This is a genomic window from Pseudomonas sp. UMAB-40 (assembly GCF_900095275.1).
Lineage (GTDB): Bacteria > Pseudomonadota > Gammaproteobacteria > Pseudomonadales > Pseudomonadaceae > Aquipseudomonas > Aquipseudomonas mandelii_B.
In genome coordinates this window covers 1-589 of record NZ_LT607619.1, presented here as the reverse complement: position 1 = coordinate 589, position 589 = coordinate 1, and the positions used below count along the sequence as shown (strand labels likewise).

The following is a 589-nucleotide window of genomic DNA, read 5'->3' as shown; positions in this document are numbered from 1 at the left end:
CTGAACTGAGAAATGATCTCTGAAGATAGCCCGGCACCTTCGAACACTGCGCAGGTGAAGCTAACGGGTGCAGGGCCTGGAGCAGTTATGATGCGGTCTGCAACCACAGCTACCGGACTGTTTCGATAAAGCGTGCGCCCTTCATAACCTTCGGCATTCTGTTTTAAGAAGTCAGCGCTGTTCGAGGTATGAGGAACCGTGTCGAGAAGCCCGGCCCTAGCAAGTGCCAGCGTTCCCCCACAGATACCGGCAATTGTCGCTCCATTTGAACGACTAGCATGAAGAAAGCCTCGAATATCCGGGGCTTCTGCACTTTCCCAGACCATTCCTCCAATGACGACAACAACGTCCGGTTTCCAGTCCAGACATTGTTGCAAACTGCTATCGACAGTTACAGCCAATCCACCCTGCGAGCGGAACTGACCCGTAGCAGAAGCGAAAAACCTGACGTCGATCCCGTAAAACGGGGACGCAGTTCCAGCAATGAAAGCATATTCCCAGTCCGCAAAACCGGGTGTCAGTATCAATCCCACACGTGCCATCAGTCAGAATCCTCCATGAATGCCAATAACATTTGGCGACAACAAAC

The 589-nt window shown here is 52.3% G+C and carries 1 protein-coding gene; it reads right to left on the bottom strand.

Going from position 1 to position 589, the window contains the following annotated elements; translation table 11 throughout:
- Positions 1 to 542, bottom strand: a 542-nt coding sequence (locus K0F88_RS32020) for a DJ-1/PfpI family protein (RefSeq protein ID WP_219097876.1), incomplete at its 3' end; no start/stop codon positions are given.
- Between the last annotated feature and the right edge of the window lie 47 nt (positions 543 to 589).